The 10082-nt window shown below is 32.5% G+C and carries 8 protein-coding genes; 6 read left to right on the top strand and 2 right to left on the bottom strand.

Annotated features, from left to right (window positions below; genetic code table 11):
- A partial coding sequence (locus GMA11_RS03195) for a transposase family protein (protein ID WP_163545769.1) occupies positions 1-530 on the bottom strand: 530 nt, incomplete at its 3' end.
- A 1039-nt stretch (positions 531-1569) separates the two neighbouring features.
- The gene (locus tag GMA11_RS03190; RefSeq protein ID WP_163545768.1) at positions 1570-2826 is read right to left on the bottom strand and encodes an NAD(P)/FAD-dependent oxidoreductase; all 1257 of its coding nucleotides are present in this window, start codon (positions 2824-2826) and stop codon (positions 1570-1572) included.
- 101 nt (positions 2827-2927) lie between these two features.
- Here GMA11_RS03190 and GMA11_RS03185 point away from each other — a divergent pair, with 101 nt between their 5' ends.
- The 6 genes from GMA11_RS03185 to GMA11_RS03160 all read left to right on the top strand — a co-directional run bounded on the left by GMA11_RS03185 (position 2928) and on the right by GMA11_RS03160 (position 10054).
- Entirely contained in the window at positions 2928-4409 is a 1482-nt protein-coding gene (locus GMA11_RS03185; RefSeq protein WP_163545767.1) for a UDP-N-acetylmuramoyl-L-alanyl-D-glutamate--2,6-diaminopimelate ligase, read from the top strand.
- Between the two features lie 161 nt (positions 4410-4570).
- The gene (gene yycF, locus GMA11_RS03180; protein ID WP_163545766.1) at positions 4571-5275 is read left to right on the top strand and encodes a response regulator YycF; all 705 of its coding nucleotides are present in this window, start codon (positions 4571-4573) and stop codon (positions 5273-5275) included.
- Between the two features lie 9 nt (positions 5276-5284).
- A complete protein-coding gene (gene walK, locus GMA11_RS03175; RefSeq protein WP_163545765.1) occupies positions 5285-7141 on the top strand; it encodes a cell wall metabolism sensor histidine kinase WalK in 1857 nt (618 codons plus the stop codon).
- Positions 7141-8388, top strand: coding sequence for a hypothetical protein (locus tag GMA11_RS03170; RefSeq protein ID WP_163545764.1), 1248 nt, complete (start codon positions 7141-7143; stop codon positions 8386-8388). Before walK ends, GMA11_RS03170 begins: the two co-directional genes overlap by 1 nt.
- Before the next feature lie 9 nt (positions 8389-8397).
- The gene (gene yycI, locus GMA11_RS03165) at positions 8398-9237 is read left to right on the top strand and encodes a two-component system regulatory protein YycI (RefSeq protein ID WP_163545763.1); all 840 of its coding nucleotides are present in this window, start codon (positions 8398-8400) and stop codon (positions 9235-9237) included.
- Positions 9238-9250: 13 nt separating this feature from the next.
- Positions 9251-10054 (top strand): MBL fold metallo-hydrolase, encoded by an 804-nt coding sequence (locus tag GMA11_RS03160; RefSeq protein WP_370516572.1) that lies wholly within the window; start codon positions 9251-9253, stop codon positions 10052-10054.
- Positions 10055-10082: the final 28 nt, after the last annotated feature.

Raw genomic sequence — 10082 nt, 5'->3', positions numbered from 1 at the left:
AAACTCATCTTCCCTAAATGAGATGTCACAGACTTAAATTCGTCGATACATAGTACCTTAGGTAGATAATGAAAAGACGGTTTAACTTGTTTTGTATATTTATCTAAGACACGTTGTACGGTCACATCAGATACAAAGTGGTCTTGGCAGATATGTTTTCTTGAAATATTTTTCGTTAAATCAAGTGCAATAAGTTGTTTTAATTCTTTAGAAATACAACAATGTTTATCGACTAAAGAACACGAAGAAGAACAGGTTTTTAGACACGTTTTACAGCGATAACGGGTTCTTTTAAGAAGTAAAACAGTTTTGATTTGTCTAAACTTTGGTAATAATGTTTTCGTTTGATATGTCCCATGTTTGATGAGTGTTTTAGCATGACAATGTGGACAGGTGTGGCAAGGCTTTGTCCAAGTACCTTTAATAAAGTGGTGTGGAATACCATTTATTGTTTTTTCTTCTAACCAATGTTCATCAGCTATGAAAGATTTATCTGTTAATGTCAATAATTTTTTTGTATAATAATCCATGAGAAATACCTCCTTGTTTAATTGTGGTGATTTAATCATACAGGTATTTCTCTTTTTTTGTCCACTTTTATATACAAAATCGTGTTGGTGGATTATTCCCACCAACACGATTTATTATAGAGCCTTTATTTTCTGTGTCAAATCGTGTGGGTGGAGAGATTTAGATAATGAAAGGCATTTATTAGTTATTTAGTACTTTTTTATTTTTTAAATAGTATGTTAGGAAATCTACGGAATGATTTTGATAAAAGCATGTATGATTATTTTCTACTATATCTAATATGTGTGCTAGTTTATTTGAAAAATATGGTTATGCTCATAAAATGATGATAATGGCTATATTTCTATTTGTACTATTGAAAATGCATCGTATAATGACAGATATTTCTTTTATAGTGGTGAGCGAGTGAGTATTTTTTAATTGTATAAAATGTATATTTTTTACGTATTGAAACAAATAAAAACGCTTATTAAAAAAGGATTATTTATATTTTTTATTTTTTAATGTAATATAACAAAAAGTTAGCGTAAAAGACATAATAAATGGGATTGTTTCTTCTGAAACATAAGATTTTTAATCGTAGAGAGCTTAAAATAATAGAACATTAAGAAAAAATAATTTTCTTATAAAAAATTATAAAAATTTTATTTTTTTTAAAGACAAATAAAAAATAATGTGCTATAATTTATCAAGTCAAAGGATTACGTCCTTTGATTGGGTATAAAATGATTGTTCCCCCTTTTTCAATCATTTTATGCTTATGTGTCATAGTTTGATAAAAGTCATTTATCATTGCATAGAATTCTCCCCTTTTGTTCTATTGCTGAATGATAATGAATTTTTTCTAACTATACTTGTTTGTTCTAAATCTTATCCCCTTTTGATTTAGACCCCTATTATAACCGTAAGAGTAGTTAGTTTCTAACTGCTCTTATTTTTTATAGCGATATGAAAAGAGCCGACCGCGTGGTCGGCTCTTTGAGTTTATCATAAATCATGTTGATAGAGGGAATTTACTAATGCGATTTGATGAAGAGCTTATTTTTGTTGTCCGGCATGAAAGCCACTTAAATAACCTGTGACAAAAGCAGATGTAATATTGTATCCACCGGTGTAACCGTAAATATCAAGTACTTCTCCACAAAAGTATAGGCCTTCTTTTAATTTAGACATCATTGTTTTAGGATTGATTTCTTTTGTGTTTACACCTCCGCCAGTGACAAAACTTTTTTCAAGGGGTAAAGAGCCATTAACCGTAAAAGTGAAATGTTTTAGTAGATGACAAATATGTTTTATGTCTTGATGAGATAATGTTTGTAATGGCGCTTCAGGTATAAGATTGGCTTGATTTAAGTAAAAAAGAGCCAAACGTTCAGGAATGTATTGTTTTAAAATGGTTTTGATTTCTTTTTTACTTTGTTCTTTTTGGTGTTTCATAAAGTCTTGTTCAAGCTGCCCGATAGATATATCTGGTAGACAATCTAAGTGCATGTGTATGTCTTTTTTCTTTTGTTTTTTTTGTTCTTTGTATACAAAGCTGGAACATCTTAGTACAGCAGGACCCGAAATACCAAAGTGCGTAAAAATCATATCCATTTGATGAGAAATAATTGGTTTTTGTTTTTGGTTTAGTACACTCAATGAAATATTTCTTAAAGATAAACCTTGTAATGTTTTTTGTTGAATAAAATGCTCACTTGATGTGAGAGGGACTTCAGTTGGGAATAAAGGGATAATCGTATGTCCTGCTTGTTCTGCCCATTTAAAGCCGTCGCCTGTTGAACCTGTTTTTGGGATAGATTTTCCCCCAGTAGCAATAATAACGCTTTTAGCATGAATAGTTGTTCCGTCTTCCAGATGAACGCCACATACTTTATTTTCGTCAAATAAGAGATTAGAAACAGTATTTTTTGTTTGTACATGTATGCCACGTTGTTTAATCAAAGAAATAAAAGTATCTAAAATAGTTCTTGCTTTATCAGTCGTTGGAAACATTCTACCGTGATCTTCTTCTTTTAAGGTCACGCCATTTTCCTTAAAAAATTTAATAATGTCATAATTATCAAATTGAGAAAAAGCACTATATAAAAAACGTCCGTTTCCGGGGATATGTGCTACAATTTCTTCAGCAGGGCGATTGTTTGTAATGTTACAACGTCCTCCACCTGTTAATAAAAGTTTCTGTCCTAAAGAAGCATTTTTTTCTAGGAGTAAAACTTTGGCACCCGTCTTTGCAGCAGAAACACAAGCCATTAATCCGCTTGAACCACCACCAATGACAATTACATCGTACATTATTCATTTCCTTTCTTCTGTTTATTCTTACATACTATCATACCAAAAGAATAAAAAATGTGATATAGTAAATCTACGTGAAGAAGGAAGAGGGCTAAAAAATGAAAGTCAGTCAGATGTTTGTAGATATACCGGTCATTGAATATATTGGGAATGTAAGTCTATTAGAAACGGCGATAGAGGATTTAAGTTATAATACGAAAACAGTTAAAGAAAAGACAATATTTTTTGCATTAAAAGGTAGAACGAGTGATGGTACGACATTTATACCCCAAGCGTACGAAAAAGGATGTCGGGTATTTGTTGGACAAACACGTGTACAAGTGCCTGAAGATGCACTACTGATTCTTGTTGAAGATAGTCGATATATATTAAGTAAAGTATCCTCTTTGTTTTTTGAAGAACCGTCTAAGAAAATGACAGTAGTAGGCATTACGGGAACAAAAGGAAAAACAACGATAACAACATTACTTTATAAAATTTTGAAGGATGTAGGCTTAAAGACTGGAGTTATCGGAACGAACGGTATTTATTATGGAGATACATATTTACAAACGGCCAATACAACACCAGAAAGTTATGAATTACATAAAGTGATGCATCAAATGCTCCAACAAGGGATTACAACCTGTTTTATGGAAGTGTCTTCCCAAGGGTTGATGATGAGCCGTGTCGAGCATATTGATTTTGATATAGCCATTTTTACCAATATGGCCTATGACCATATTGGAGATTTAGAGCATCCGACTTTTGAAAACTATTTGCACTGGAAAACACATTTGTTTGATTTAACAAAAATAGCAATTGTCAATCATGATGATAGGTATGTTAATCACTTTATCAAACAAAACCAAAAAGTGTATACGTATGGATTGGATAACAAGAGTGATTATCAAGCGACAGAATTACAGTATTTATTTGATAAACGTCAAGTTGGCATGTCTTTTGCTTATCACAAACAATATGTAACGAAATCTGTTTTACTACCTGTGCCAGGAAAATTTAATGTGTATAATGCTTTAGTTGTTTTAGCTGTTGCAGATATTTTGAATCAAGATGAACAAAAGGTTATTTCTTTATTGAACCAAACAACAGTAGCAGGACGTATGGAACTCATTCCAAATCATAAGCAAGTATTAGCTGTATTGGATTATGCCCATAATGGATTTAGTTTAGAAAATGTTATTTTGACATTAAAACATTATAATTATGAACGATTGATTATTTTATTTGGTTCTGTTGGAGATCGTTCACAAATTAGACGAAAAGAATTAGGGGATGTTGTGTCTAAATATGCAGATATTGCGATTATTACATCGGATAATCCAGGACATGAAAATCCTCAACATATTATTGATGATATTAAACAATCCTTTACAGACACAAATTGTATTGTGTATGAAGAAATTGATAGACAAAAAGCTATTGAACTTGCGGCTTCATTAAGCAAAAAAGGAGATATTGTCGTCTTTGCTGGAAAAGGGCATGAAACGTATCAGTTAATTGGCAGTGAAAAAGTACCATTTGATGAAAAGCAATTTATTATAAATTCATTTGAAAAAGAGGGTACAATATCTGTTTAAAAAATAGTGAATGGCAATAGTCATTCGCTATTTTTATGTGTAAACTCAATGGATTATCCCCTCCTATTTATTGAGTTTTTGTAAGTGTATTGGTATACTTATTATAGAATGGTCTTAGTGTATCTAAAAAAGCATATAGACGAAATATAAGGAGATTAACGATGAAAAAAATTTTAGTAGTAGATGATGAAAAATCAATTGCAGAAATTGTAAAATTTAATTTAGTAAAAGAAGGTTATGATGTTTATGTAGCTTTTGACGGAGAAGAAGCGATTGAAATGGTAAAAAAAATATCTCCTGACTTGATGCTACTAGACTTAATGTTACCAAAAATTGATGGTTTAGAAGTTTGTCGTACGGTACGTCAAACGCATGATATGCCAATTATTATGGTAACAGCTAAAGATTCAGAGATTGATAAAGTATTGGGATTAGAATTAGGTGCAGATGATTATGTGACAAAACCTTTTTCAAATCGCGAACTTGTAGCGAGAGTAAAAGCCAATTTAAGAAGAAAAGCAACTAAAGCTGTTGTGGAAGAAACATCTCCTGCTAATGAAATTGTATTGGGAGATTTAATCATTCATGAAGATGCATATATCGTATCTAAACGTGGAGAGGAAATTGAATTAACACATCGAGAGTTTGAGTTATTACACTACTTAGCAAAACACTTAAATCAAGTCATGACTCGAGAAGATTTATTACAAACCGTTTGGGGATATGACTATTTTGGAGATGTGCGTACAGTCGATGTGACAGTTCGTCGTTTGCGTGAAAAAATTGAGGATGTTCCAAGTCATCCAACTTGGTTAATGACACGTCGTGGTGTTGGCTATTTTGTGAAAAGTAGTGAACAAGAATAGGATAGAGATATGTTTAGAAAATTTTTATTAAAATTAAATTTTCGTTCCATCCATTTTAAAGTACCAGCTATTTTTGGATTGTTATTTTTAGTATCGTTTCAATTAGTAGGTGTCTTTTTTACACGACAATTAGAAACACAGTTAATTCAAAATTTTGAAACGCAAGTAACAGGACAGACGAATTTCTTAGCCAATAGCGCTACTGCTGTTTTGCAAGAAATAAACAAAGAAAAACGTATTGAAAAAAGTTCCGAATTATTTCAAGCAACACAAGGGCAAAATATTTTAAATATTCAAATTGTTGATAAACATAATGAAGTGGTTGATGTAGCCAGTCAAGTGAATCGTGATGTTGTCGGAAAATTGACCGAAGAACCTGATGTGAAAGAAGTACTACTAACAGGTGCCTCTAAAAAATATCAATATTCATCTTCTGAAGGGAATCAAACCATTTTACGTGTTATTATGCCTGTGATGTCACAAGATAGAACGTTAATGGGTGTTGTCGTTGTAGATGCTAATATTTCTAGTGTGTATGTGCAATTACAAGAGATTTCATCTTTATTTTTAAACGTTATGGTCATTGCATTATTTGCGACAGTGGCTATTGCTTTTGTTATTTCTAGCAGAGGAATTGCAAAACCCGTATCAGAAATTAAAAATAAAACTGAAAAAATTGCTGAGGGAGAATATGACTCTGGCGATGTTACAGTATATGGAAACGATGAATTAGGGACATTGGCAAATTCAATAAATAACCTAGCTATTCGGATTAAAGAGGCAAATGCGTCTATCGAAGCGGAGCGTCAGCGTTTAGATAGTGTGTTAAAACACATGAGTGATGGTGTGGTTGCCACAGATAGACGTGGGAATGTTGTGATTATCAACGAAGCAGCTTTACGTCTATTAGATACTAATGAAGAAGATGTTATTAATGCGTCTATTATGGATGTATTTGGTATTCGTCAAAAATATACATATAGACAATTATTACAAACGCAAGATGAATTGATTTTGTCGTCTGTTAGTGAGGGAGAAGAAACGATTATTCGTGGTGAATTTTCTGTTATTCAAAGGGAATCGGGTTTTATTAGTGGATTGGTATGTGTGCTGTCAGATATTACAGAACAAGAAAAAATTGATCGTGAGCGTAAAGAGTTTGTGTCGAATGTATCACATGAATTAAGAACACCACTAACAAGTATTCGTAGTTATACAGAAGCGTTAATTGATGGGACGTGGAAAGATGATGTACTGGCACCAAACTTTTTAGAAGTTATTCAGTTTGAAGCAAATCGTATGATTCGTATGGTTGCAGATTTATTAAACTTGTCAAAAATGGATGCAGGTATTCAAAAACTAGAGCTTGAAATGATTGATGTAACAAAATTGTTAAATCGTATTTTAGATAGATTTGATATGCTCTTATCAACAGAAGACTATGCACATAAATCTCATAAAATTGTACGAGAAGTAAAAAACCATACGTTATGGGTTGAGGCAGATCAAGATAAGTTAACACAAGTTATCGACAATATTATGGACAATGCGATTAAATATTCTCCAGACGGAGGAACTATTACATGCCGTTTAGTAGAAACAGATGACAATATTGTTGTGAGTGTCACAGACCAAGGTTTAGGTATTTCACGTAAAGCATTGCCGCATATTTTTAAACGTTTTTATCGCGTTGATAAAGCTCGTTCAAGAGCACAAGGCGGAACGGGACTAGGGTTGGCTATTTCTAAAGAAGTAATTACACTTCATGGTGGGAATGTGTGGGTAACCAGTCAAGAAAATAAAGGGTCAACATTTTTTATTTCATTACCAAAAGTAACGTTCTATGGCGATGAGGAGGAATGGTGATGAAAGTTTCACGATTTTATACAGTCATTTTAGTTGTTTTAGTGGCGATAAGTTTAGTGTGTACATACTGGGTTATGTTTAAACCAAAACAAGATAAGGTGGATACCACAACGATTGTAACAGTCGCAAAAAATGATAAACAAATTGGTGCGTTCTTCAAACCTAATCAAATGCTTATGTATCACAATGACACATTGCAACTGACGTATGAAGAAGAGAGTATAGATGCTTTTGTAAATTTGTTAGATCATCAAAAGATGACTTTTTCAAGTGATAGAGCATTATCTTCGGCAGATTATTTAGCGTTTTTATCTCAAAAAAGTGCACAATATATTTTCCCTGCACCAATGACTTTTCAAATCGCAAAATATTTATGTAATATAGATAGTGGCGATAAAATAGAAGAAACATTTACACGATTTGTGTTTGTTTTTTCAGATAGCAATACACTTTATGCGGTGAATGATAAAACAAAGCATGTGTATAGTTTTTCACTTGAAAAACCAATGAATTATGATACTTTTTACAGTCTTGAACAAAAGTATCGACCAAGTTTTTTTGATGTGGAAGCTGTACAAGGAAAAGATACGTACTATTATGTGTTATCGCATAATGAAATTTTCAAACAACGTATGTATTTATTAGAACAAATCAACCCAACACAGTATATAAAAACTTTATTTGGTTCAACAATTAATTTAAAAAATGAATCAACATCCACGGCGTATAGATACGTGAATAATCAATTTGATTTAACGATAGGTAAAGATACAGGATTGGTCTTGTCTACTCAGTATCGAACCTTTTCAACGCCACAATATTTACAAACCATTGCGACACAACTGGATTATTTTGAAAAATGGCCAAAAAGAGTATTGTTTGCAGGGCAAAATGGTGAAACATTGCATTTTAGAAGATATGTCGCTAAATTACCCATTATGGATACGGTAGAGAATTTTTCTACAACACGGTTAAAAGTAAGACAAGACGGTATTATTACAACCATGTCATCGTCGTATATTTTACAAACAGAATTATCCATGAAACGAAAAGATATTGCGATGATGTCGTTTCAAGATATGCAAGAAGCATTTGAACAACAAGATAAAAGTATGGCAGATATTGATGGTGTAGGTATTTTTTACACGATACAACCAAGTAAGACAAAAGTCATCACGCTTGTACCGGAATGGTATGTTTTTGTGAATGACACAGCCAAACGAATTGTCGATTACTTGGCAGAGTGAGGTGAATATATGAATTTTAAGCAAGTACAATTCATTTTTATTATCACATTTTTATTATTAGATATATTTCTTTTGAAATTGTTTCTTGATAAAACAGTCTTTTATCGAACAGATGCCGTGGCATTCAATGTTCTGTCCGAATTAAAAAGTAAAAACGTTAAATTGGATAAACATATAGCGGATATGCTCGAGCAAGAATACACCGAAAAAAGAGTACCTTACATTAGTAGTTTAAGACAAGGTGAAGACCTATCGGTTGTCGAGCAAACTATTAAACAACAAACGGTAACGTATGATATTGAAAAAAGAAAAGTGAATGTCGTCTTTCATACACCTATTTCACTAACTTTAGAAAATGGACAATTAACTAAGCAAGACCAAGAACAAGTGAATAATATATTGCATAATGAATTGTTGGTTTACAATGGCGATAAATATAAACCTTTATATTATTCCGCTGTTCGACAAGAAATTGTGTGTGTACAATTTATTGATGACATGCCTATTGTAGATGATAATGCTAGAGTTGTGTTTGTGTTGAATGGCAATCATATAACAGGGTATACACAAACGTATACAGGTCAGTTTACAGTAGAAGATGAAAGTCGTATTTTATTTAGTGAAAAAGATGCTCTAACAAGTTTATATGCGAGTGCGTTATTGCCTGAAGGAAGTGTTATTGAATTGATGACATTAGTTTATCAACGAAACACACCTGTTGAGGATATGTTTATTTATACACCTGTGTGGTTTTTAGATGTGAAACTATCTGATGGGACACGTAGTGTTTTGCGTGTTGATGCGCTCACAAATGTGCCATTAACAAATAATATAGAAAGTAACAAATGAAAGAGGTCATATAGTGGACGATTTTACAATGAAAATCAGTATGTTAGCAAGTGGTAGTTCAGGGAATGTGACCTATATTGAAACACCAAAAAAGAAAATCTTAGTAGATGCAGGCTTAAGTGGAAAAAAAATCGAACAACTATTACAACGTATCAATCGCAATATTGCAGATGTTGATTGTATTTTTGTGACTCATGAACATAAAGATCATATTCACGGTGTAGGTGTTCTAGCTAGAAAATATGGTATGGATATTTATGCCAATGAAAAAACATGGACAGAATTAGATAGATTGGTTGGCAAGATTGACGTGTCGCAAAAACATATTTTTAAAATGGGGACACGCATGACATTGGGAGATGTCGATATTATCAGTTATGGTGTATCTCACGATGCGATTGCTCCTCAGTTTTATACTTTTGAAAAAGACCACAAAAATTTTGTCATGCTAACCGACACAGGATATGTTAGCCAATATTTAAGAGATGCTTTAACGAATGCCACAGCGTATTTAATGGAGAGCAATCACGATGTTGATTTATTACGAGCAGGAAGTTATCCATGGTCAACAAAACAACGTATTTTAAGTGATAAAGGGCATTTATCCAATGAAGACGGAGCGTTGGCTGTTTCAGATATGTTGGGGTACCATACAAAACAGATTTATTTAGGGCATTTGAGTAAAGAAAATAATATAAAAACATTGGCAAATGAAACTTTTTCTCATGTGTTAAAAGAAAAAGGACATGCTGTCAATCACGATTTTGTCATTCGTGATACAGATCCAGACGAACCAACGACATTGTTTACCTTGTAAAAGTTATCATTTTGTTACCTATTTGTTA

Origin of the sequence: Granulicatella sp. zg-ZJ (assembly GCF_010892355.1) — a bacterium.
GTDB lineage: Bacteria > Bacillota > Bacilli > Lactobacillales > Aerococcaceae > WM01.
Note: the sequence above shows the minus strand (reverse complement) of the source record. Positions and strands in the feature narration are given on the sequence as shown.

Bases quoted from the DNA above. Each gene is read 5' to 3' on its own strand.
- GMA11_RS03190 (WP_163545768.1), bottom strand. From the start codon at position 2,826: ATGTACGATGTAATTGTCATTGGTGGTGGTTCAAGCGGATTAATGGCT.
- GMA11_RS03185 (WP_163545767.1), top strand. From the start codon at position 2,928: ATGAAAGTCAGTCAGATGTTTGTAGATATACCGGTCATTGAATATATT.
- yycF (WP_163545766.1), top strand. From the start codon at position 4,571: ATGAAAAAAATTTTAGTAGTAGATGATGAAAAATCAATTGCAGAAATT.
- walK (WP_163545765.1), top strand. From the start codon at position 5,285: ATGTTTAGAAAATTTTTATTAAAATTAAATTTTCGTTCCATCCATTTT.
- GMA11_RS03170 (WP_163545764.1), top strand. From the start codon at position 7,141: ATGAAAGTTTCACGATTTTATACAGTCATTTTAGTTGTTTTAGTGGCG.
- yycI (WP_163545763.1), top strand. From the start codon at position 8,398: ATGAATTTTAAGCAAGTACAATTCATTTTTATTATCACATTTTTATTA.